Origin of the sequence: Streptomyces sp. NPDC093591 (genome assembly GCF_044764885.1) — a bacterium.
Classification (GTDB): domain Bacteria; phylum Actinomycetota; class Actinomycetes; order Streptomycetales; family Streptomycetaceae; genus Streptomyces.
This window is the reverse complement of sequence record NZ_JBIWIY010000009.1, coordinates 165,771-187,798: the sequence shown is the minus strand read 5'-3', so window position 1 is coordinate 187,798 and position 22,028 is coordinate 165,771. Positions and strand designations below refer to the sequence as shown.

Here is a 22,028-nt window from a genome sequence, read left to right as displayed (position 1 = left end):
GGGATGTAATGAGAATGGAGAAATTCCTGGCAAGGTTTCGGGGCGATGACCCGGCCGTCCTTTACACCTCTTACGCCATGCCGTGAAAGAAAAAAATGAGGGTGCCGCTGGCCAATCCAGGCCGGCACCACCCTCACGCCCGGCACTGTTGCACAGGCAGGATCGACCGCGACAGTCGCCGAATTACTTGCCGAGCTCCATGTCGAGGTTCTCGAAGGAATCCGCCGCCTTCTCCAGGTACTGAGCCAAGCCGTCGAGACCCTCGTTGGTCTTCGACATGCCCTGCTTGAACTCCTCGAAGTCCTGGCCGAACTTCTTCGACGCCTGCCGGGTGACGAAGCCGTTCTCAAGCAGGCTGTCGATGTAGGTCTTCAGGTCCTGGAGCTTCTCCTCGATGCGCTCCTTCTCGCGGTTCATCTTCTTCGCGGCGGCCCGCATGTCCTCATATGTGACATCGAGGTCCTTGGCCATGGCGCTCCCCTTTCGTTGACGACCGCGAGGTCCCCCTCCCGGCATACATGAGGCGCGCACCGGTTCGGCACACGCCTTTGAGCATCCTAGTTGCCGGGCCCCAGAGGCTCAGATAAGCGCAGTCACAACGGTCATCGAATCTCCTTAATGTGGAACGTTGTTGGGACATGCCGCGAGTGCACGGCCAACTTTGCCGAGACGATATTCTCGCCCTCGTAGAGAGGCATTCCGAGGAGGAGCTAAGTGCGCTTGAAGCTGACCGTCGTCGACCCCCGTGCGAACGCCAGCAAAGACCTCGTCCTCGATGCCGACCCGGAGACCCGTATCGACGCCGTCGCCCGAGAGCTGGCAGCCCGCGTGCGGGGCGGGGTCGGGCACGGCTCGCTCGCCGGACAGCCCGGTCCGGTGCTCTACGTCGACAACTACCAAGTGGATCCCGCCCACACCGTCGCCACCTCCCCGCTGCGCGACGGCGCGGTGGTGAGCCTGGACGACCCGTCCGGCACGCTGCCCGGCGAGCAGCCCGGTCTCATCGAGATCCGGGTTGCCGGCGGGCCCGACGCCGGCGCCGTGTACCGGCTCGGTGTCGGCCGGTACGACATGGGCTCCGGCCCGAACTGCCAACTGGTCATCGACGACCCGGAGTTCCCGCCGCGCGCGCTGACGCTCTACGTCGTCTCCGCGGACGACCTCCGCCTGACCGTGCACGAGGGCAGGCAGCCGAGCGGCCAGCCGGGCCGGCCGGGTGCGGCGCCTCATGGCAAGGAGACCAGTCTCGAGGTGCTCGTCGACGGCAAGCCGCTCGAAGGACAGCAGCTGCGCGTCGGCTCCCAGCTCGCCATCGGCAACACCCTGCTCGACGTGGCCCATTACACGCCACCGGACGCGGCCCTCAAGTGGTCCGACGACGGCTCCGGGCTCGACTACAACCGCCCGCCGCGGCTGCGCCCGCCGGAGCGCACCACCAAGTTCCGCCTGCCGGCGCCCCCGAAGGAGTTCGAGGCCCGGCCGCTGCCCTGGCTGATGGCGCTGTCACCGCTCGCCATGGCCGTCACCATGGCGTTGGTGATGGGGCGCATGACGTACCTGCTGATCGCGCTCTTCAGCCCGGTGATCATGATCGCCAACTATTTCTGGGACAAGAAGCACGGCCGCAAGTCCCACGCCAAGCAGGTCAAGGAGTACGAGGAGCACAAGGCGCGGATCGAGCGCGACGCGCAGGAGGCGCTGGTCCTGGAGCGCGGCGACCGGCTCCTCGACCACCCGGACCCCGGCACCATCTGGGCCAACGCCACCGGCCCCCGCACCCGTCTGTGGGAGCGCCGCCGCAGCGACGCCGACCACCTGCTGCTGCGGGTGGGCACCGGCCGGCTGCCTTCCGCCGTAGTCCTCGACGACCCTGAGCAGGACGACCACCGCCGCCAGGTCACCTGGGACATCGCCGACACCCCCGTCGCCCTGCACCTGGGCCGGCTCGGTGTCATCGGCTTCGCGGGGCCCGACGACACCGCGCGCAGCCTGGCGCGGTGGGCCGTGACGCAGGCGGCCGCCCTGCACAGCCCGCTGGACGTGCAGTTCTACGTACTCACCGAGGTGAACGCGCAGGCCGGCTGGGACTGGGTGCGCTGGCTGCCGCACGCCCGTCCGACCGCGCAGGACGCCAACGTCCTCATAGGCAACGACGCCGAGACCGTCGGCGCCCGGATCGGCGAACTCACCCAGATCCTCGAGGCGAGACAGAAGGCCGCCCAGGAGAACCGCGGTCAGGTGGGCTTCTCCGACCCCGACATCGTCGTCGTCTGGGACGGCTCGCGTCGGCTGCGCTCGATGCCCGGCGTCGTACGGCTGCTGCAGGAAGGCCCGGCCGTATCGATGTACGCGATCTGCCTGGACGCCGAGGAGCGCTTCCTGCCGGGTGAGTGCAAGGGCATCGTGATCGCGGAACCGCGCACCGCCCGGCACGCCCGGCACGAGCAGAAGGCCGGCGGCGGCGCGAGCGACGCTCTCGAAGCGCTGCGGCAGGCCGCCGAGGCGGAGGAGCGGAAGAAGGCGGCGGCCGAGGGCGGCCGGTCGCGCCGTAAGGGGAAGGGGAAGCGGAAGAAGTCGGCCGTGTCCGCCAATGCGGCGCTGACCAACACCGCCGCCGTGCTGCTCTCCCTCGACAACCAGAGCGGCGCCCACACGCCCGTGGCGCCGACGGCCGCGGAGCAGATCGACCCCTCCGTGCTGCGGCTGCGCGTGCAGCAGGAGGGCGCGGCCAAGATCCTGGGCGTACGGCCCGACTTCGTCTCGCCGGCCTGGTGCGCCCGGGTGGCCCGGGCGCTCGCCCCACTGCGCGACATCAGCGGCGAGGCGACGGACAGCGCACTGCCGGACGCCAGCCGACTCCTCGACGTCATCGGGATGGAGCCGCCGACGGCCGCCGCGGTGGTCGCCCGCTGGCAGACCGGCGGGCAGTCCACGCTGGCGGTGGTCGGTGAGTCGTACGACGGGCCCTTCGGCATCGACATCCGCAAGGACGGACCGCACGGCCTCATCGCCGGTACGACGGGTTCCGGCAAGTCCGAGCTGCTGCAGACGATCGTCGCCGCGCTCGCGGTGGCGAACACGCCGGAGAACATGACCTTCGTGCTCGTCGACTACAAGGGCGGCAGCGCGTTCAAGGACTGCGTCCACCTGCCGCACACCGTCGGCATGGTCACCGACCTCGACGCCCACCTCGTCGAGCGCGCCCTGGAGTCGCTCGGCGCCGAGCTGCACCGCCGCGAGCACATCCTGGCGCAGGTCGGGGCGAAGGACATCGAGGACTACCAGGACCTGGTGCGGCGTAATCCGGGTATGGCGCCGCTGCCCCGACTGCTGCTGGTCATCGACGAGTTCGCGTCCATGGTCCGCGATCTGCCGGACTTCGTCACCGGCCTGGTCAACATCGCCCAGCGCGGCCGTTCCCTCGGCATCCACCTGATGCTGGCCACCCAGCGGCCGTCCGGCGTGGTCTCGCCGGAGATCCGGGCCAACACCAACCTCCGTATCGCCCTGCGGGTCACCGACGGCGGCGAGTCGACGGACGTCATCGATTCGCCCGAGGCCGGCAACATCTCCAAGAACACCCCGGGCCGCGCCTACGTGCGCACCGGCGCGGCCTCCCTCATCCCCTTCCAGTCCGGCCGTGTCGGCGGCCGCCGCCCCGGCACCGCGGACCCGATGGCCGTCGCCCCGTGGACCGGGGAGCTCGACTGGGCCGGCCTGGGCCGTGCGGCGCTGGCGAAGCCCGCGGCCGCGAAGAGCGAGGAAGAGGAGATCACCGACCTGAAGGTCCTCGTCGACGCCGTCCGGGAGGCCAACGCGCACCTGCGCATCCCACAGCAGCACAGCCCGTGGCTGCCGGCCCTCGCGGAGACCCTGCTGCCGCAGGACCTGCCGCCGGTGCAGGGGCTCGGCGTACTGCCCGCGGCGGCGTACGGCATCGAGGACCTGCCGTCGAGCCAGGCTCGCCGCGCGGTCGCGATCGACTTCGCCACCTTCGGCCACCTGCTCATCGCGGGTGCGCCCCGCAGCGGCCGCTCCCAGGTGCTGCGTACGATCGCGGGCTCCCTGGCCCGCACCCTCTCCTGCGCCGACGTCCACCTGTACGGCATCGACTGCGGCAACGGCGCGCTGAACGCCCTGACCAAGCTGCCGCACTGCGGTGCGGTGGTGGGCCGCAACCAGAGCGAGCGGGCGGTCCGCCTGGTCCGCCGTCTTTCGGCGGAGGCGGGCAGGCGGCAGGAGCTGCTGGCCCAGTACGGCTTCGCGGACATCGGCGAGCAGCGCGCCGGGACCGCGGAGGGCGGGCGGCTGCCGCACATCGTGCTGCTGCTCGACCGCTGGGAGGGCTGGGTCACCTCCCTCGGCGAGCTCGAACACGGCGAGCTGACCGACGAGTTGCTGACCTTGATGCGCGAAGGGGCCAGCGTAGGCATCCACTTGGTGATCACGGGCGACCGGCAACTGCTGACCGGCCGGATCTCCTCGCTGACGGAGGACAAGTTCGGCCTGCGCCTCGCGGACCGTACCGACTTCTCGATGCTGGGCATCAACAGCCGCAAGGTGCCGGACGAGATCCCGCCGGGGCGCGCGTTCCGCAACGAGACGGGTACGGAGATCCAGTTCGCGCTGCTGAGCGAGGACGCCACCGGGCAGGGCCAGAACGCGGCCCTGGTGGCCATCGGAGAGTGGGCGGCCCACCGGGACGCGTCGGTGCCGCGGGCCATGCGGCCGTTCCGGGTGGACTCGCTTCCCAGCCGCATCACCTTCAACCAGGCGTGGCAGCACGTCGATCCGGCGGCGGCCGCCTCGCGCATGTGGGGCCTGGTGGGCGTCGGCGGCGACGATCTGACGGCCTTCGGCCCGGACCTGGCGCAGGGCGTGCCGGGCTTCGTCATCGCGGGCCCGGCGAAGTCGGGTCGCTCGACCGTGCTGATGAACCTGGCGGCCACGTACGTGGGCCGCCGCGCCGCACGCCTGGTCATCGCCGCCCCCCGCCCCTCCCCACTGCGCGAACTGCAGGGCCACAAGGGTGTGCTGGCGGTCTTCACGGGCAGCGACATCGAGGAGGACGAGCTGCGGGAGGCCGTGGCGACGGCGTCCGTGGAGCGTCCGATCGTCGTCCTGATCGACGACGGCGAGTTGCTGGAGGACTGCGACGCGGAGGACGAGTTCAAGAAGCTGATCTCGACGGGCGCCGACCGCGGCATCGGCATCGTCATCGCCGGCGACGAGGACGACGTCTGCTCGGGCTTCAGCGGCTGGCAGGTCGACCTGAAGAAGTCCAAGCGCGGCCTGCTCCTGTCCCCGCAGGACACCTCCAGCGGCGAACTCATCGGCGTACGCCTGAGCCGGAGCGCGGTGGGCGGGCCGGTGACGCCGGGGAAGGGGCTGCTGCATCTGGGGAGTGGGGAGGCGTTCACGGTGACTGTGCCGATGGGTTGAGCCGCAACGTGAGCCTGTTGACCACGTAAGGCAAAGGGAGGGGACATATGGGCGGCCACGACCGGCTGGTTGTCGACTACACGCTGCTGGGATCTTCGAAGAGCAATCTCCGGGACATCAGGAAGGTCCTGGAGGGCATCGACAAACACCGCGATGACATACGCGATATCTGGGGCCACGACAGCATCGCCGGAAAAATGGATGAATTCGTCACCAACTGGGACAACTATCGACGCGAACTACTGGAGAACGTCCATGACTTGGGGAAGCACGTAGAGACCGCGCTCAAGAGCTTCGAGAAGCAGGACCTCGACCTGAAGAACGCGACCGAGAAAAACGGGAAAAGCGGGGGAAAGTAAGCGATGGCAACAGGTAGGGGAAGGCGGCGACCGGTCGACTGGCATCCGCTGGCAGAGAAGGACCCGGTCCCCGGCGATCCGGAGGACATCCGGCACGAGGTCTCGCGGATGAAGGACCTTGCCAAGACCCTCCGCGACCAGGCAGCCATTCTGCGCAAGGCCGCGGACGGCGATGCCCTGCAGGGGAAGTACGCCGACAAAATCCGTGAGAAGTCCGGCGATCTGGAGAAGCACTTTCGTGAGACGGCGGGGCGTTACGAACGCGTCGTCGGCGACCTGGGCAACTGGGCCAACGACCTTGAGGGTTACCAGGAGCGCGCTGACGGGATCCTCAGGGCCGCAAAGCAGGCCGATGAGGAACACGCGGCCGAGGTGAAGAAGAAGGAAGCCGAGGCGAAGAACGACGGCGACAAGCAGCCGCCGGAAGACTCCGACCCCGACAGCCACCTGGCTTCGTACCGCAAGCAGTTGAACGACGTCATCTCGGATCGCGACGCCAGCGCGGAGCGGTACGCCAGGAACATCGGCGAAGACATCTCGGATGTCATCAAGGACAGTGGCTGGGAGAACTTCAAGGACTGGGTGCACGAGAACGCGGATACGATCAAAGCTGTTGTGGAAGTGCTGAGTTGGGCAGCGACGTTCATCGGGATCGCTCTCCTTCTGTTCACGCCGGTCGGATGGCTGGCGACTGCTCTCACGGCGGCTGCCATCGGTTTCACCGTGCTCGTCGGTGTTGGGCACACGGCATTGGCTCTCGCTGGTGAAGGGAGCTGGACAGACGTCGCCATGGACGTCTTCGCGCTGGCGACGCTGGGGCTCGGCGCAGTCGCGATGAAGGGCGTGAAGGTCGCGTATACGGCACTCAAGGCCACCAGCAGGGCAGGGCGATTCCAGCGGTATGCGAATCTGCGAAAGCTGCTCGACAAGAACATCATGAGGTACGGAGCCGACTCGGCCCGCGGCGCCAAAGCAGTTCGCGCGAAGGACGCACTGCGCCAGATCGGGTCGAGGGAAACGCGGCCCACGACAACCCGACTGGACCGTCTGTTGAGTGGCGAGGGGGAGGTCGCCAGCGCGAGCAAGTTCGCCAAGAGCATGCGCGCCGAATTCAGCGGAAATCCCGATGTGGCGAAGGCGGCCGACGCGATGGAAAAGGCCGCACTGAAATTCAAGCTGAACTACGGAGCGGCCACCACGGTGGACGTGGGAGACAAACTCGGAGAAAAGGGCCCCTACTCCGAGCAGTACGGCAACGCCAAGGATGTCCTGACACTTGAAGTCGGGAGCCGCTGGTGACCACACCTGCGTGAGGCGCGGCCGACAGCAACCGGACATGTGCGCAATCCGAAGTGAAACTTGTAAGGAGTCGAAGACAGTGGCAAGAGTACCGGCGAAAAGCCCCGAAGAATCCCGGGCCATGAAATTCCTTGCTGCGTGTACTTTGGTGCCGATCCTTTGCTTTGCCTTCCAGGACCTCGGCAGCAAGTACGGCGACATGGACTGGCTCACCTACGGTTACGTCGCATGGCCGTTGATGATTTCACCCGTGCTCATGCTGGTCCTGTTCGTCAGGAACCGCGAACTGATCCGTAACCCGCGGATGGGCTCCAACTTCTCCCAGACGGTCAAGATCGTTGCCGCCATGTACCTGATCTGGAACATTATCGGGGCCCTCGGCTACAGCTGGCTGGCCGTGATTTCGATGCTCTGCAGCCTGGCGATCCTGGTGGGCGACCGGCAGCTGAAGAAGCAGGCGGCCACGTGAGCCTGTCCGATCTGGAGCGGCAGCCACCCCCCGTCGAGGGGACCGCTCCCTGTGGGTACGAGTTGGTCCTGCCACCCGGATGGATTCGTATCCCCCTGCGCAACGGCACAAAGGAAGCGCTCGAGAACGTCTTTTTCTCGCACATGGAGCAAGTCCCGGAGGGCATCCCCCGGGACGACGCCATGCGATTCCGTCTGGACATGCGCCGTCAGATCGAGAAGCAGGCCCGTGCTGCCAGGAGGAACGGCGGCCTTGACCTCTACGTGCCCGTGCTCCCGCGCGGAGGGATCTTCCTCATGGCCTCGTTCATCGTGGCCGAGATGCCGCTCGGCCAGGACCGTGCAGCGCCGCCGGAGGAAGTGCTCGCCCAACTGGCCGGTGAGGACGGCCCTGACGGATCGGTGACCAGGGTCGAAGTGGCGGGGGCACCCGCCCTCCGTCGCTCCTACCAATCCGTTCCGGACGCGGAACAGCTGCGATCAGCGCCCGAAGCCGTACGGCAGGCCGCCATGCCGGCCCGCCGGGTCGACTACGTGATCTCCGTAGCGGACGACCCCGGTCGCTGGATCAGTATCAACTTCTCCACACCCGGCGACGGCGACCTCGACAGTGAGTTCACGGGAGTGCTGGTCGAGTTGTTCGACGCGGTGGTCGGAACCTTCAAGTGGAGTTATGAATGAGCTGGCTCAACGTCAAGCACGCGATGACCCTGGGCCCTTGGATTCGCATTCCCCTCATGTGGCCGGAACCAGGACTCGAGGACATCGCGGAAGCGCAAACGCCCGAGGCGTGGGCACGCTATTTCGCCGAAGCCTGGTGGGAGGATTTCGCGACTGAGAAGCCGGAACCGGGCGAAGTCGACCTAGTTGCCAACATCCTCCTGATGTACGCGGAAAGGGCACCCGCTGCCTTTCCGGGGTTCGAAGTACTCCTGCACCTCCCGCACCCGAGGGACATCCCGCTGCCGGCGTATGTCGACCTGGTGGAGATCGAGGAAGGCGAGGACCGGGAAACGGCGCTGCGCGCCCTGACCCACGCCGATGCGAGCTACGCCATCGAGCCCCCCATCGTCGAGGAATTCGACTCCCCGCATCTGGGATCCGGCTTGCGAGTGCTGCGCTACTACCAGGACGAGGACAGCAACGAGGTCCACGTCGGCCTCCGTTATGCCTGGCGCTACGAGAAGGACACGGAAGCCGCAGACGTCCTGATCATCCTGGCCGATCCAGACGCCGGCCGGATCCTCAAGGCGCTCGACGATGTCGACGAATTCGCCCGCACGATCCGGATCAGCCCGGATGAGGAAGCGGATGCCTGGCAGACCTCGTGATCCTGACCTTACCGACCTCTTCGACGACGTCATGACCACCTTCCGCTGGAGGGCAGCATTAGTATTCGGTACGAACTCGACTTCACCGACGGAGCCTTCCCGGATGAATGGATTCCCCTCCCCATCCTTGAGGGGAGGGGCGCCGGCCGGCAGCGGCGGAAGTGGGTGAAGAGGTACGCCGAGTTGCACTGGGACCTGCACCACGGTGGCCCTCGCGACAAGGCGCAGGTGAAGGAGCTGGCGCGCTGGCTCGAAGGGATCTCTGAGCGGTTTCCGCAGAGGATCCCCATGCAGTACTTGTTCGCGTACGTCCCGGATCTTCGCAGGGAGCCCTTGCCGTTCTTCTTCTACGCGCTCCGGTCTGAAGGGCCGGCGGAGCCGGTCCTGGACACACTGGTGCAACGTAACCAGCCCGGAGCCGTGCAAGACCCCCACATCGTGGATTTCACCACCGAAAACCTAGGAAAGGGGCTGCGGTCCATCCGGCAGTACGTGCACAAGCAGAGCGAAGTTCTCTGCATGTCGGTCAACTACGGATGGCGTGTCGACTCCTGTGGCATCGACCTGTCCATGCGCACGGTCAGCGACAACCTCAGCTGGGTGTCCGCCAATATCGACGCGTTCGACGAATTCGCCCGCCTTCTGAAAGTCGTCGTGCATAGGGACGGGATCGCAGTCGATTGACGGCGAGGGAAGAGTCCTGAAGGAGCGGGTGATCCCGGTTTCGGCTCGCGTGCTGACAACTTCGGGGTGCCGAAGGACGTACACGCAGCTTGTATCTGAACTCTGAGCAGCGAACAGGGAGTAGGTCTAGTAAATGACGCGCCAGGAAGGCGAGTTCGCGGTCGTCGTGGGGGGTGCTTCCGAGAAGCAAGCGCAGGAAGGCCGATCGGTATTGCTGCGCTGGCTGTTGTTCTACCTCGCGTGTGTGGCCGCGATCATCGGGCTCATGTGGTTGGCACCCGTGGTCCCGCTGGCTCCGTGGATCAGCGATGGTGCAGCTCTTGTGCTGGGATGGTTCCTCATCCCATTCGCCTCGTTTGTGGTACCCATCTTCGCAATTCGGCGTACCCCCTACATACAGCGGAAGTTGGCATGGCAACTCCTGCTGCCACTTGTCACCGGGTCCGTGCTGGGTTTTGTGTCACAAGCAGCGGGTGAGGATGCGGCGTTGAAGGAGCGCGGCCGTTGGGTCGAGGCCAAGGTCGTGGCGGTTGAGAATGACAACTCCAACAAGACCCGTCAGTGCACCTTGCAGAAGCCGAATGGGCAGGAGATCGCGCCTGATCTCAAGGAGTCTGATGGCTGCGAGGACGGAGTAGGGCGGGGTGAAGTCTTGCGGGTTCGGTACGATCCCAAGGGGGTGGCCAGCCCGGAAGAGTCCTGGGAGCCGGGATCCTACGCAGTCATGATCGCCATCCTCTCGACGCTGTTTGTGGCGTTTGGTACGTGGGGCTGTATGCGGATGTCCCGAGGGGACCGCGAATAGCTCGGCGCCGAGTCCCTGGACTGGTTCGACTGGAACCCGGTTCCATGGCCTCCCCGCGGGGGGGGCTTTATTGCGGCGGCGCGTCGGGGGCGTCGTCCGTCGCCGACGGGTGAACGTATCTGCCTTCGTCGAACGGGGTGAACCACGACCCGAACGCCATGGGCGCGATGCCGAGAGCCGCGCCAGTAGCTCCCATAGTTCCTTCGTCGACTCCGTCCGACGGGTCGTCGTAGAGCCACTCGTGATCCATGTCCTCGTACACGTTGTCGGCGAACGCCTCCAGGGCGGCCGACACGTCGTCGTCGAGAAGCCCGTACAGCTCCAGAGTCGTGGTCGCCCCGCCCAGCAGGAACCTCAGGGCGAGTTCCTCGGCCACGCAGCTGAGCCGCTGGAAGCTGCCGTCGGTGAAGCGGGTGGTCAGGGCGATCACGGTCGTCAGGAAGCGGCGGGCGAACCGGGCGTCGTAGCGGAGGGCGTACCGGTCGGGCAGGCGCTCCAGGTGCCACAGCGGGCCCTCGCATTCCGCGACGTTGGTGTCCTCCTGCGTCAGGACATGTACGTCTTCGAACAGCTCGTCCACCAGGATGCCCATCGCGTGGACCAAGGCGCCGGCAGCGAGTCGGGCGCTCTCCGGCGGGACGGCGACCTTCCTGTCCCCGCCCTCGCCTCCGTCCCGGCCCCCGTCTTCCTGGTCCTCGGCATCGACGTCAAACGCACCGAACATCACCGGGGAGAACGCTCGCAGTTCGTCCGCCAACCCCAGCATCCGGCTTCGCACGGCCGTGGCTTTCGCCTCGGTGGCGTAGCTGTCGGCCGCGCTCTCGGTGCGCGCGCTCTCGGTGTGCCGGGCCTTGCGGGCGGCCGGGTCGTCGGGCGGGGCGTCGGGGCCGTCGGCTGCGTCGAGGCTCTCCTTGGCCAGACCCGGGTGGAGTTCGACCTCGCACCGTTCGATCTTCCAGTCCGCCAGCAGCTCGGAGCGCTCCAGCAACTCGTCCACCAGCGCCTGCACCGCGTCCTCGGCGAATTCCAGCGCCGGCGCGTCCACGATGACCTTGAGCAGAGCGCCGCCCGGGTAGACGGCCACGATGCTGTCGACGAGATCGACTTCGACTCCGTCAGGCCCTTCAACGGACTTGACGGAGACGAATCCGTCCTCGATGAGCGCCACGGCGCCCGCTCGTTGAAGTGGGTCCATCTCCGGAGTGCCCTCCGGGATGCAGGTGTCCACGGTCACTACGTACGTCACGTACCCGAGCTTGGCAGGAGGCAGCTGTTCCGCGCGGGGGAATGGGCCCGTTCGCGGATCCCTGTTCGGCCACTGTTCAGCCTTTCACCTGCGTTGTCAGAGGTATGGGTCACTATGGGTTACGCACGCCGGCCAATCCGTGAGGGGGATTGCATGACCGCTGACGAGCCGTGCTCCGGCCTGCCCATCGAGTTTCTCCGTACCGTTGTCGCAGAGGCGGGGTCGGGCTCTCCGCCGGTCCGGATGGCTGTGGAGAAGGCACGGGCCCTGCCCCCCGGCGGGCAACGCCCGCGACGGTCTCGTGCGACGACGAAGCATGGTCCCGCTTCGCCACGAGCCCTGCCTCCTACGCGGGCCCGACCGCCTGGCTGCGGGGAGCGGCGCAAGCGGCGCAGATTCGCCGGCACAACGAAGCGCGGTGTAATACCCCGCTGTGCGGTGTAATACCCCGCTGTGCGGTGTAATACCCCGCTGTGCGGTGAAATACGCCGCCGTGCAATGAAATACCCCGTCGTCCGGCACCGGTCCCTCCCCTCGTGGGGACCGGTGCCGGAAGACGGGGGCGGTGTCGATCCGCGGAACCTGCCGTGTAGATACGTGGCGGGTCAGTGTGGATCGAGCAGGACAGGGGAGGCGCGAGGTGTTCGCGGATCCTGCGGGAGGGGATCCGGCGGAAGCGGATCCTGCCGAAGGTGACCGAGAACTTGCGGCGCCATGAGTGGTCTCTCCGAGCTCTGGGCTGGTGGCCTGCCTGAGCGACGCGCGAGTGATGCGCACTTGCGTCGTGATCCTGCCAGTCGAGGGTGCCCGGGAGGAGCGTCCGGTCTCCGGAACCCACCTTTGCCGCAGGTCAGCCGTATAAAGTGAGTTTTCCGGTCCGGATGTCCAGGTGCGGCGGAGGTAAGGGAGTGGAGGCCTTGAGTTCCGATGCGGGGGCACGTACAGCCTTCGCGGAACGGCTCGCGCTGCTCTACAAGGAGGCCGGCAATCCTCCGCTGAAGAGCGTGGCCGAGGCGGTCGTCCGGCTTCAGCGGGTCGATGAGCGCGGGCGGCCCGTACGGGTCTCCGCCCAGCGGATCAGTGACTGGCGCCGGGCCAAGAACGTGCCTGCCCAGTTCGCCGCTCTCCAAGCCGTACTGCATGTCCTGATCCCCCAGGCTCGGCGCGCGCGTCCTGTGCCCGTGTCCGCCGGGCTGTACGACCTGGGCCAGTGGCAGCGGCTGTGGGAGCGGGCGACCGCCGGGGAAGAGGAGGAGCAGGCTCCGGTCGAGGTCCCCGCCGTTGCCGGTGGGGTGTGTCCGTATCGGGGGCTGGCCTCGTACCGGCAGCAGGACGCCGGCTGGTTCTTCGGCCGGGAGCGGAGTACGGCTTCCCTGGTCGCCCAGCTCCGCGCGGCGGGGAAGACCGGCGGCCTGGTCATGCTCGTCGGTGCCTCGGGCGCCGGTAAGTCCTCGCTGCTGAACGCCGGCCTGGTACCGGCCCTGCAGAACGGTGCGCTGAGCGGTGAGAGTGGCCGGTCGAGCGCGGTGGCCCAGCTCGTACCGGGCGCCGATCCGCTCGCCGAGCTGACCCGTCGTATTCCGGACCTCGCGGACGTCGTCACTTCCCCAGGGGACGAGGACGCGTCCTCAGAGCACGAGGGCAGGTGGGAACACGGGTCCGTGGCCCGGGCCGAAGAAGGAAACGGCGAGTCGGCGGAGGCCGAGGAACCCGGCGGCGAAGAGCTCTCCACCGACTTCGTGCAGGCCACACGCGCTGCCGTCCTCGCCTGGGCCCGGCGCGAAGCCCCCGCCCTCACACTCACACCCGGCTCCGCATCCACCCCGGCATCCACCCCCACATCCACCGCTGCCCCTCCCCCCACGCCCCCTCCCACCCCACCCGTCCTCATCGTCGACCAGTTCGAAGAGACCTTCACCCTCTGCCCCGACGAAGCGGACCGCCGTACCTTCATCCAGCTCCTCCACGCCGCCTGCACCCCCGTCGAACCCGGTGGTCCGGCTCCCGCGCTCGTCGTCCTCGGTATACGCGCCGACTTCTACGAGCAGTGCCTGGGGCACCCGGAGCTGGCCGACGCCTTGCAGCACCGGCACATGGTGCTCGGGCCGCTCACCACCGCGGAGTTGCGGGAGGCGGTGACCGGGCCGGCCAAGGCCGTGGGGCTGGAGTTGGAGCCGGGGCTGGCGGAGCTGATCGTGCGGGAGGTGAGTGCGGACGGGCCGCGGGGGACGCATCACGTGGGCGTGTTGCCGTTGCTGTCGCACGCGCTGCTCGCCACCTGGCAGCGGCGCAAGGCGGGGCGGCTGACGCTGGCCGGGTATCGCGCGGCCGGGGGGATCCAGGGAGCCGTCGCCGCCACCGCCGAGCGTGCCTGGTCCGGGCTCGATCCGGCGGCGCGTACGGCCGCGCGGCTGCTGCTGCTCAGGCTGGTGCGGCTGGGCGAGGACACACAGGCGACGCGCAGGCGGGGGACGCGGCGGCAGCTGGCGGCGGAGTCGACGGATCCGGGCAAGACGGAGGAGTCGCTCGAGGCGCTGGTGCGGGCCCGGCTCGTGACACTGGACGCGGAGACCGTGGAGATCACGCACGAGGCGCTGCTCCACGCCTGGCCCCGGCTGCGGGACTGGATCGACGACGACCGGCAGGGCAATCTGCTGCGCCAGCGGCTGGAGGAGGACGGCCGGGCCTGGGAGGAGTCCGGGCGTGACTCGTCACTGCTCTACCGGGGCTCCCGGCTGGGTCAGGCGCACAGCTGGGCGCGGTCGGCCGACGACACCTTTCTGACCCGGAGCGCGATGGAGTTCCTGGCCGCCGCGGTCCGGCTGCGTCGGCGCACGGTCTGGATCAGCCGGGGTGCGGTGGCTGCGCTGGTCGCGCTGGCGATGGTGGCCGTCGGCTCGGCGGTGGTCGCCTGGCAGCAGCGGGACGACGCCCTGTTCGCGCAGGTGCTCGCCGAGGCCGACCGCTTCCAGTACTCGGACCCGTCGCTGTCCGCCCAGCTCGACCTGGTCGCCCACCGGCTGCGCCCGGACGACGAGGACACCAACAGCCGGCTGATCTCGATCGTGAACGCCCCGCTGGCCACGCCCCTGCTCGGCCACACCGGCGCCGTCTACCTCACCACGTTCAGCCCGAACGGAAAGCTCCTGGCCACCGCCAGCTACGACCGGACGGTACGGCTGTGGGACGTGTCCGACCGGGAGCGGCCCAAACCGCTGGGCAAGCCCCTGACCGGGCACAAGAGCTGGGTGAGCAGCGCGGTCTTCAGCCCGGACGGCCGCACGCTCGCCAGCGCCGGCGACGACGGCACGGTCCGGCTGTGGGACGTACGGGATCCGAGTCGGCCGCGGCCGCTGGGCGCGCCCCTGACCGGCCACGAGGGCACGATCTACCTGATCGCCTTCAGCCCGGACGGCCGTACGCTCGCCTCGGTCAGCGAGGACCGGACCGTGCGGTTGTGGAACGTGGCGGATCCGGAGCGGCCCGAGGTGTCGGCCACGCTGACCGGGGCCGGGGCCGCCGTGCGGTCCGTGGCGTTCAGCCCGGACGGCGACACACTTGCGGCCGGGGGCGACGACAAGACGATCCGGCTGTGGGACGTGTCCGAACCGGCCCGGCCGAAGGCGCTTTCCACGCTGACCGGGCACACGGCCCTGGTGCACTCCGTCGCCTTCAGCCCGGACGGCCGCACCCTCGCGAGCGGCAGCTCGGACGACACGATCCGGCTGTGGGACGTCTCCGATCCCCGTCACGGCAGCCAGCTGGGCTCCCCGCTCACCGGACACACCGGCCCCATCTGGTCGGTGGCCTTCAACCCCGCCGGCACCATGCTCGCGGCCGCCAGCGCGGACAGCACCGCGAGCCTGTGGAACGTCAGCGACCGGGAGTACCCCTCCCAGGTCGGCGAGCCCCTCGCGGGCGCCAGTGGGGAGATGTACGCGCTCGGGTTCAGTCCCGACGGCCGTACGCTCGCCACCGGCAGCGGCGACAGCAAGGTCCGGCTGTGGTCGATACCGACGGCGGACATGATCGGCGGCAACGGGGCGTTCCGCCCGGACGGCAAGGTGCTCGCCACGGCCGCGCGGGACGGACGTATCCGGCTGTGGGACGTACGGAAACCCGCCCGGCCTGTGGCGCTGAGCAAGCCGTTCCTGCCCGGGGACACCGGCCAGCGCTCCCAGGTGTTCTCGCCCGACGGCCGCACGCTCGCGGTGACGACGGGCGAGCAGAGTGTGCGCCTGTGGAATGTGGGCGACCCGGCACGCCCGGTCGCCTACGACTCCCCCATCATGCTGCGCACCCGGTTCATGGGCCCCGACGCGCTGGCGTACAGCCCGGACGGGCGCACGCTGGCCACCGCCTGGGACGAACGCACCCTCCGGCTGTGGGACGTCAGCGACCCCGCCCATGTCGTGCCGCTCGGCCCGCCCATCACCGGGCACACCGGCTACATCAACTCCCTCGCCTTCAGCCCGGACGGCCGCACCCTCGCCAGCGGCAGCGCGGACGCCACCATCCGGCTGTGGAAGGTGACCGACCCGCGCCGGCCCACCCTGCTCGGCTCCCCGCTCACCGGTCACACCGGGCCGGTCAACGCGCTCGCCTACAGCCCCGACGGCCAAACGCTGGCCAGCGGCAGCGACGACGACACCGTACGGCTCTGGGACGTCACCGAGCCGCGCGAGGCGACCGCGCACGGTGCCCCCCTCACCGGCCACACCGAAGCGGTCGTCTCACTGACGTTCAACGAGGGCGGGCGCTATCTGGCCAGCGGCGGCAACGACAACACGGTCCGGCTGTGGAACGTCACCTCCCCGTCCGGCGCCTCCGCCGTCGGCCAGGCGATGAGCCCCAACGCCAAGACGGGCAACTTCCTGTCGTTCAGCCCGACGAGCCACATGCTCGGCGTCTCCAGCGGTACCGACACCATCCGGCTGTGGAATCTCGACGTCGACCAGGCGATCCGCCGCGTCTGCTCGACCACACAGGGCGTGCTGACGCGGGAGAAGTGGCATGAGTATCTGCCTCGGCTGTCGTACGAGCCGCCGTGCGCGCGGTAGACCGAGCAGGCGAGGAACCCCCGGGTACCGAGCAGACGACAAACCCCGGCAAGGGCGGGTGCGGCCTCGCTCCATGCGCTCAGTGACCGGGCGGAAACGCAAGTGGCATGACGGGTGTGCGACCGACAGCGGTTTCCGTGATCCCGATCACAACCTCGGGCCGCAGCCGATCGGGCGGCTCCCGCGAGGCAGACAGCCTTGTTACTGTGGGCTCAGCCCGATCGCTGGTGCATCCCCCGTCGCCAGCGGTCGGGCCTTCTCATGTCCGCGGTTCCGACGGCCCGGTGGCCTGTCCGGCCCGGCGAGGGCCTTCGCGGAGTCGTACGCTGATCCTGTGCCAAAGGCGTACGAAGTGATCGTGGACGACCTGCGACGGCCCCGCACCCCGATGCTCCGCGACAACCACCGGCACCAGTGGGAGAAGGACCGGGCGCGCCGCCCGCTCGCCACGCGGGCCGCGACCGGGGCCACGGAGCGCGACACCGGGCTTCAGATGCGGGACCTCGTCTTCCACGCGCGGTACCGGGAGGTAGCCGCATCCCCGGAACTGGCGGACGCGTTCGGCGTGCCGGAAGGGACCCCGCTCCTGGAGCGCGCCTACCGGACGCGGTGCTCGGCCGAGAGCGCCCCCTTCAGCCTCGTGACCTCCTACCTGGTCCGCGCCATGATCGCCGCGAACCCCGCTCTCCTGGACGCCGCCCACGAGCCCTGGCCGGGCGGCACCCAGAACCAGCTCCACACGGTCGGCATCGAGGTGGGCCGGGTCGAGGAGCGGGTCACCGCGCGGCCGCCGACGCCTCGGCAGGCGTGGGAGCTGGGCCTGCCGCCGGGGGCGCCGGTGATCCTGCTGCGCAAGACGTCGTACGACATCACCGACCGCGTCGTGGAGATCTCCGAGGTCACGCTGCCCGGGGACCGCGCGGAGCTTGTGTTCACCACTCCCCTGGAAAGGTGGTGAGTGCCGCGGTGGCTCGGCGCGTCATCATCGTCACGGCCGTCCACGGCCCTTCGGCGGCGTTCCTGCCGGACGCCCACAAGTCGTTGCGGGAACAGGAGTTGCCGACAGGGTGGGAGTGGCGGTGGGTGATCCAGGAGGACGGGAAGACGGACCAGGTCCGCCCGTACGTCCCCGACGACGCGCGCGTGACGTTCCGCCAGGGCCGGCCAGGGGGCCCCGGCGTGGCGCGCACCATCGCGCTCGCGCACGCCGAGGGCGAGTACGTGAAGATCCTCGACGCCGACGACCAGCTCACGCCGGGTGCTCTCGCCCGGGATCTGGCGGTCCTGGAAGCCGACCGGACCATCGGCTGGACGACCTCCCGGGTCCTGGACCTCCTGCCGGACGGCACGACGGCCGGCTTCCCCGGCGACCCCGACGAGGGGCCCGTCGAGCGGGGCGTCGTACTCGACTTCTGGAAGGCGAACGACTTCCGCGCCCCGGTCCACCCGGCGACCCTCTGCGTCCGCCGGGACCTCCTGCTCGCCCTCGGCGGCTGGATGGCACTCCCCGCCTCCGAGGACACGGGCCTGCTGCTCGCCCTCAACTCCGTGAGCCGGGGCTGGTTCTCGGCCGAGGTGGGGCTCCTCTACCGCAAGTGGGAGGGCCAGGCGACCGGCCAGTCGGCCCACCTGGACCCCGCGGAACGAGCGGCTCGCATGGCAGTCGCGCAGGCCAGGGCACGGGCACTGGCCTCCTTCGACTGGCAGTACCCGCCGACCCGGTGACCGCCGCCGCCCGGCGACGGAGAGGACGCAGTCCTGGGCACGCGCTCGGCGGAGACGGCTCGGGGCGCTGGAAGACGGCTGGGGCCCGCCTGTCGGGCCCCCGGAGTCACCGGTCGAAGGACAGGTCGAGCATCCGGATCGCGTTGCCCCGCAGCAGTTTGTAGGCCACCTCGTCGGAGAGGCCGCCCACGTGCTCCTCGGCCACCTTCTTCGTCTCCGGCCAGGTCGAGTCGACGTGTGGATAGTCCGTCTCGAAGGTCGCGTTGTCGACGCCGACCGTCTCGATGGCCTCGATGCCGTGCTTGTCGCGGAAGAAGCAGCAGAAGATCTGGCGGTAGTAGTACGTCGACGGCGGCTCCGGGATCAGGTCCTTCACGCCGCCCCAGGCCCGGTGCTCCTCCCAGACGTCGTCGGCGCGTTCGAGGGCGTACGGGATCCAGCCCATCTGGCCCTCGCTGTAGGCGAGTTTCAGCCGGGGGAACTTCACCAGGACCCCGGAGAAGAGGAAGTCCATCATCGACGCCATGGCGTTGTTGAAGGACAGGGACGCCTGGACGGCGGGCGGGGCGTCGGGGGAGGCGGCCGGCATCTGGGAGGAGGACCCGATGTGCATGTTGACGACCGTGCCGGTCTCCTCGCAGGCCGCGAAGAACGGGTCCCAGTAGCCGGAGTGGATGGACGGCAGCCCGAGGTACGTCGGGATCTCACTGAACGTCACCGCGCGCACCCCGCGCGCCGCGTTGCGGTGGATCTCCGCGACCGCGAGGTCGATGTCCCACAGCGGGATGAGGCACAGCGGGATGAGCCGGCCGCCGCTGTCGCCGCACCACTCCTCGACCATCCAGTCGTTGTAGGCGCGCACGCAGGCCAGCCCGACCTCCTTGTCCTTGGCCTCGGCGAAGGTCTGGCCGCAGAAGCGCGGGAAGGTGGGGAAGCAGAGCGAGGCCTCGACGTGGTTGATGTCCATGTCCGCCAGCCGCGCCTTGGGGTCCCAGCAGCCGCGCCGCATCTGCTCGCGGGTGATGCCGTCCAGCGTCATCTCGTCCCGGGAGAAGCCGACGGCCGCGATGATGCGTTTGTACGGGAAGAGGTCGCCCTCGTACTCCCACCAGTCGGTGATCTGGCCGTCCGGGTCCGTGGTGAACCGGTACTTCCCGCCGACGTACTCCAGTTCGCCGATCCCGGCGGTGAGGGGCTTCGGGCCCCGGTCCCGGTACTTGGCCGGAAGCCAGGTCTCGAAGAGGTGCGCGGGCTCGATCACGTGATCGTCCACGCTGATGACCTTGGGCAGATCCTTGGTGCTGCTGTCGGTGGTACTGCGGTTGGCGGTCGCCACGTCTGGCCCCCTCGTCCCTGCCTCGTGCCTGCGGCGGACCGCCGGAATCCTAATCTGACGGTCCATCAGATTTGTGGTTCACAGTAAGGGGCCTCCCCGGCGACGGCAAGGGGCCATCCGGTCGGCGGTGAAACGCGGCGAGTTCGCGAAGGTCCGACGCGGGGGGCTGCCGGGTTCCGTGTGCGCCGCTACGATCCCCAAGTGATCGAACTCGCAGAAATGATCCGGGAGTTGCGTCACGAGCTGAACGCGGCACTGGCGGACGGGTCGGCCGCGCCCGTGCGGTTCGAGCTCGGGCCTGTGGAGATCGAGGCGACTGTCATGGTGGGGCGCAGAGGCGGCGCGGCCGGGAAGGTGCGGTTCTGGGTCGTCGAGGCGGGCGGTGACGCGCAGTCGGAGTCGTCACTGACGCACCGGATCAGCCTCACCCTGGAGCCCAGACTGGTCGCGCCGGACGGAACGCGGCGCACGGTGCTGATCGCCGGGGACGAAGCCGACGCGGAACGCTGATCCGCGCCGCTTCGCGCCCCTGACGTGGCTGGAGATGTGGCCGTACGCTGAATCGACGACTGTCGGTAGGAACTCGATGACGACTGGTGGCGATCGGGAGGTCACGGGGGTGGAAGGGCGCAGCCCTGCACGGGTTCGCAACGAGTTGATGGCCGAGGTCGTCGACGTACTCCAGGAATCGACCACCATGCGGCAGCCGACCAGCGCCGACCTGCTGGTGACCATGCTCGGCCAGGAACTGGGCTCACCCGTGGAACCCCGGCGTAACGAGTCGCTGCGGCCGTGGCTGCTGCACCTCGTCGAGCACTGCACCCGGATACCGGACGGACTGCCGTGTCTGGTGCGCTGCCTGGGCTATGTCGAGCAGCAGTCCGTCGCCGTGACGACGCTGCGGCCCCTGGTGGACGAGTGGGAGGCCGTGGACTTCTTCGACGGCGCCGATCTGCTCCCACTGCGGCACATACTCCTGGAGATGCGGTCGTCGTCCGCCCTCGCGACCCTGGCGCGACGGGCGAGCCGCTCACGCACCCAGGAGCTTCCCCCGTGGTGCGACACGGGCTGGACGGTGTTCCTGCGGCTGGCCGGCGACAACTCCGGGGCGAAGGACCTGCCGGTGAGCATGGCGTTCCTGTCCCTGGCCGCCGACCACCTGATGGAGGACGGCCAGGCGCCGGCGGCCGAGGAGCTGCGCCGCTGGCTCCGCCGCCAGGCCCGCGCCTGGGAGCTGGAGGAGAAGCTGTCGGAGTGGCAGCGCAGCGGCGTCGCTCAGCCGCCTCCTTCCCTGGTGCCGGCGTATCTGATGATCCAGTTCGAACCCGACGGGGTGGATCCCGAGCGGTACTACCTCTCCCACTGGCGGCAGTCAGATGCGGAGGGATGGCATCCGGTGCCCGGCGAGACGCTGCACCTGCACCGCGACGAGCTCCCCTCGGAGGTCGAACTCCTCATCGAGCAGACCGAGGAACGCTGGTCGGACCTGCGTCAGCCGGTCGTGCTCGAGTTCATCCTCCCGTGGGAACTGCTCGGCGAGCCGGTCGAGTGGTGGCACAAGGAGTCGGACTCGGCCTCGCCGACACCGCTGGTGATGGACTACGCAGTGCTCGTACGCTCGTTCGAACGCCTGCGCAAGGCCGCCTGGCACCGGCCGTGGCACAACAAGTGGCGCCAGTTCAAGGAGCGGCCGGCCGACACCCACTCGCACTGGAACCGCCCGGGACGCTCCCACTTCCATCTGGAGCGGGAGTTGAAGGAGGACGAGCAGGCGGTCTGTCTGGTGCTCAGCGAACCCCCGGGCACCGACTCCCTGACCGGCCGTCAGGAGTACCTGGCGGGACTGCGGTCGGGCATACCGGCCATGCTCTGGCACCGCGGCGACTGTTCCGACCCCTCCTTCAAGGAGGCGGTGGCCGACATCGTGCAGGACCGGGGCCTGGCAGGTCTGCTGGAGCGGACCGGAAAATGGCGCAGGGAGGCTCTGGCCATGGGGCCGGAGGGGTGGGACAACCACGTGGGACGCCACCTTGCGATCCTGCTCGACGATCCGGAACGCAGACCCGGCCCTCCCGGGCCCGAACACCGGCCGGTGAAGCCGTGACCGGGTGCAAGGGCGGAGGCGGAGCACGGGTGGCGCGGACCGCAAGGACCCAGGATCGATCCGCCCGCGGCGAGAGGGGCTGCCCCGATATGCAGCAGCGTGCATCCGCTGGTCCGCGTCTGTTTCGCACCGGCTTCCCTGCCCCTGACGTGCCCATGCGCACACCCTG

The 22,028-nt window shown here is 68.9% G+C and carries 16 protein-coding genes; 13 read left to right on the top strand and 3 right to left on the bottom strand.

The genetic code is table 11. The annotated features are described in order from the left end of the window. Positions 1-183 precede the first annotated feature (183 nt). Positions 184-471 (bottom strand): WXG100 family type VII secretion target, encoded by a 288-nt coding sequence (locus ACIREI_RS20755; RefSeq protein WP_403334670.1) that lies wholly within the window; start codon positions 469-471, stop codon positions 184-186. Positions 472-714: 243 nt separating this feature from the next. Between ACIREI_RS20755 and ACIREI_RS20750 the strand changes: the two genes are divergently transcribed. The 8 genes from ACIREI_RS20750 (at position 715) to ACIREI_RS20715 (ending at position 10,388) form a co-directional block, all read left to right on the top strand. Beyond that, positions 715-5,442 (top strand): FtsK/SpoIIIE domain-containing protein, encoded by a 4,728-nt coding sequence (locus ACIREI_RS20750; protein ID WP_403334668.1) that lies wholly within the window; start codon positions 715-717, stop codon positions 5,440-5,442. A gap of 47 nt (positions 5,443-5,489) precedes the next feature. Continuing rightward, positions 5,490-5,801: a hypothetical protein gene (locus tag ACIREI_RS20745; RefSeq protein ID WP_403334666.1), complete on the top strand. Its 312-nt coding sequence runs from the start codon at positions 5,490-5,492 to the stop codon at positions 5,799-5,801. Between the two features lie 3 nt (positions 5,802-5,804). After that, positions 5,805-7,100, top strand: coding sequence for a putative T7SS-secreted protein (locus ACIREI_RS20740; RefSeq protein ID WP_403334664.1), 1,296 nt, complete (start codon positions 5,805-5,807; stop codon positions 7,098-7,100). A gap of 79 nt (positions 7,101-7,179) precedes the next feature. Continuing rightward, positions 7,180-7,569: a hypothetical protein gene (locus tag ACIREI_RS20735; RefSeq protein ID WP_403334662.1), complete on the top strand. Its 390-nt coding sequence runs from the start codon at positions 7,180-7,182 to the stop codon at positions 7,567-7,569. Then, positions 7,566-8,249, top strand: coding sequence for a hypothetical protein (locus tag ACIREI_RS20730; RefSeq protein ID WP_403334660.1), 684 nt, complete (start codon positions 7,566-7,568; stop codon positions 8,247-8,249). Before ACIREI_RS20735 ends, ACIREI_RS20730 begins: the two co-directional genes overlap by 4 nt. After that, the gene (locus ACIREI_RS20725) at positions 8,246-8,899 is read left to right on the top strand and encodes a hypothetical protein (RefSeq protein WP_403334658.1); all 654 of its coding nucleotides are present in this window, start codon (positions 8,246-8,248) and stop codon (positions 8,897-8,899) included. The genes ACIREI_RS20730 and ACIREI_RS20725 overlap by 4 nt, the downstream gene beginning before the upstream one ends. A gap of 183 nt (positions 8,900-9,082) precedes the next feature. Next, positions 9,083-9,583, top strand: coding sequence for a hypothetical protein (locus tag ACIREI_RS20720; protein WP_403334656.1), 501 nt, complete (start codon positions 9,083-9,085; stop codon positions 9,581-9,583). 133 nt (positions 9,584-9,716) lie between these two features. Continuing rightward, positions 9,717-10,388, top strand: coding sequence for a hypothetical protein (locus tag ACIREI_RS20715; protein WP_403334654.1), 672 nt, complete (start codon positions 9,717-9,719; stop codon positions 10,386-10,388). Positions 10,389-10,455: 67 nt separating this feature from the next. Here ACIREI_RS20715 and ACIREI_RS20710 read toward each other — a convergent pair whose 3' ends face one another. Continuing rightward, positions 10,456-11,634, bottom strand: coding sequence for a hypothetical protein (locus ACIREI_RS20710; protein ID WP_403334652.1), 1,179 nt, complete (start codon positions 11,632-11,634; stop codon positions 10,456-10,458). Positions 11,635-12,542: 908 nt separating this feature from the next. Here ACIREI_RS20710 and ACIREI_RS20705 point away from each other — a divergent pair. The 3 genes from ACIREI_RS20705 to ACIREI_RS20695 all read left to right on the top strand — a co-directional run bounded on the left by ACIREI_RS20705 (position 12,543) and on the right by ACIREI_RS20695 (position 18,419). Beyond that, on the top strand, positions 12,543-16,694 hold the full coding sequence (locus tag ACIREI_RS20705; RefSeq protein WP_403334650.1) for an AAA family ATPase: 4,152 nt from the start codon (positions 12,543-12,545) through the stop codon (positions 16,692-16,694). Between the two features lie 334 nt (positions 16,695-17,028). Further along, positions 17,029-17,652, top strand: coding sequence for a UTRA domain-containing protein (locus tag ACIREI_RS20700; RefSeq protein ID WP_403334648.1), 624 nt, complete (start codon positions 17,029-17,031; stop codon positions 17,650-17,652). Between the two features lie 8 nt (positions 17,653-17,660). After that, positions 17,661-18,419 (top strand): glycosyltransferase family 2 protein, encoded by a 759-nt coding sequence (locus ACIREI_RS20695; RefSeq protein WP_403334646.1) that lies wholly within the window; start codon positions 17,661-17,663, stop codon positions 18,417-18,419. Between the two features lie 106 nt (positions 18,420-18,525). On the opposite strand, the gene ACIREI_RS20690 is transcribed toward ACIREI_RS20695, so the two are convergent. Then, the gene (locus tag ACIREI_RS20690; protein WP_403334644.1) at positions 18,526-19,755 is read right to left on the bottom strand and encodes an amidohydrolase family protein; all 1,230 of its coding nucleotides are present in this window, start codon (positions 19,753-19,755) and stop codon (positions 18,526-18,528) included. Between the two features lie 201 nt (positions 19,756-19,956). On the opposite strand from ACIREI_RS20690, the gene ACIREI_RS20685 reads away from it, so the two are divergent. Continuing rightward, positions 19,957-20,265: a trypco2 family protein gene (locus ACIREI_RS20685; protein WP_403334642.1), complete on the top strand. Its 309-nt coding sequence runs from the start codon at positions 19,957-19,959 to the stop codon at positions 20,263-20,265. Positions 20,266-20,341: 76 nt separating this feature from the next. Next, a complete protein-coding gene (locus ACIREI_RS20680; RefSeq protein ID WP_403334640.1) occupies positions 20,342-21,859 on the top strand; it encodes a hypothetical protein in 1,518 nt (505 codons plus the stop codon). Positions 21,860-22,028 lie beyond the last annotated feature (169 nt).

Coding starts and splice junctions, on each gene's coding strand:
- ACIREI_RS20755 (WP_403334670.1), bottom strand. CDS start 471: ATGGCCAAGGACCTCGATGTCACATATGAGGACATGCGGGCCGCCGCG.
- ACIREI_RS20745 (WP_403334666.1), top strand. CDS start 5,490: ATGGGCGGCCACGACCGGCTGGTTGTCGACTACACGCTGCTGGGATCT.
- ACIREI_RS20740 (WP_403334664.1), top strand. CDS start 5,805: ATGGCAACAGGTAGGGGAAGGCGGCGACCGGTCGACTGGCATCCGCTG.
- ACIREI_RS20725 (WP_403334658.1), top strand. CDS start 8,246: ATGAGCTGGCTCAACGTCAAGCACGCGATGACCCTGGGCCCTTGGATT.
- ACIREI_RS20715 (WP_403334654.1), top strand. CDS start 9,717: ATGACGCGCCAGGAAGGCGAGTTCGCGGTCGTCGTGGGGGGTGCTTCC.
- ACIREI_RS20680 (WP_403334640.1), top strand. CDS start 20,342: ATGACGACTGGTGGCGATCGGGAGGTCACGGGGGTGGAAGGGCGCAGC.